The sequence below is a fragment of the Marilutibacter aestuarii genome, from assembly GCF_006546775.1.
Taxonomy (GTDB): Bacteria; Pseudomonadota; Gammaproteobacteria; order Xanthomonadales; family Xanthomonadaceae; genus Marilutibacter; species Marilutibacter aestuarii.
In genome coordinates, this window is the sequence record NZ_VICE01000068.1 from 1 (window position 1) to 1200 (window position 1200).

General features: G+C 62.9%; 1 protein-coding gene. It reads left to right on the forward strand.

Annotated elements, in window-relative coordinates; genetic code table 11:
* The first annotated feature begins 71 nt into the window (after positions 1 to 71).
* Positions 72 to 1186 (forward strand): IS3 family transposase gene (locus tag FKV25_RS07375; protein WP_170218577.1). Its coding sequence is split into 2 segments (ribosomal slippage): positions 72 to 324 and positions 324 to 1186, totalling 1116 coding nucleotides; the frame shifts between segments, so codons are not numbered across the junction.
* The last annotated feature ends 14 nt before the right edge of the window (positions 1187 to 1200 follow it).

Genomic DNA, 1200 nt, shown 5'->3' on the forward strand with positions numbered 1-1200 from the left:
CGTAAGCTTCCCTGATAGGTAGACACCCAAGAAGTAGAACTTTCTGGCATGTTTCTCAGCCAGGAGATTCCATGAAGAAGTCGCGATTCACCGAGACCCAGATCGTCACGATTCTCAAGCAGGCCGACGCCGGAGTGCCCGTGAAGGACGTCTGCCGGCAGGCCGGAATCAGCGTGCCGACCTACTACCAATGGAAGTCGAAGTACGGCGGCATGGAGGCGTCCGACCTGAAACGGGTCAAGGAGCTGGAAGCCGAGAACGCCAAGCTCAAGCGCATGTACGCGGAGCTGGCGCTCGACAATGCGGCGATGAAGGACCTGATTGCAAAAAAACTGTAGGGCCGGAGCAGAAGCGCGAGGCGGTGCGGTACCTGGTCGAGGTACATGCGCGGCCACTGCGCCGGTCCTGCGGGTGCGTGGGCTTGTCGCGGGCGGCCTGGTACCGGCCGCCGCTGGACTGGACGGTGCGCGATGCGGAGCTGATCGCGGCGCTGGCGGGGCTGGTCGAGGATCGGCCGGCCCGGGGCTTCTGGAAGTGCCGCAAGCTGCTGCGCCGGACCCGGCCGGAGTGGAACCACAAGCGGATTTACCGGGTGTACAAGGCCATGCGACTGAACCTGAGACGGGCGGCGAAGCGACGCCTGCCCAAGCGCGAGCGGGTGCCACTCTATGTGCCGCGGTTGCCCGACACGGTCTGGTCTGCGGACTTCATGTCCGATGCCCTGGCCTGCGGTCGTCGCTTCCGGACCTTCAACGTAGTCGACGACTTCAACCGCGAGGTGCTGCACATCGAGGTGGATACCTCGATCACCTCCAGCCGCCTGGTTCGAATCTTTGAGCAGCTCAAGCGTGACCACGGACTGCCCCAGGTTCTGCGCACCGACAACGGCCCGGAGTTCCTGGGCGAAACCTTCGTGCAATGGGCCAAGGCCAACGTCATGGCAATCCAGTACATCCAGCCCGGCAAACCCAACCAGAACGCCTACATCGAACGCTTCAACCGCACCTTCCGGGACGAAGTGCTCGACCAGCACCTGTTCGCCCGGATCGATGACGTGCGCGAAGCAGCCTGGTGGTGGATGCTCGAGTACAACGAGCAACGGCCACATGACTCGCTAGGCGATCTGACGCCCGCCGAGTACCGCCAACAAGTCGCCGGAGGTTCTACTTCTGAAGTGTCTGCTTGACGGGGAAGCTTACG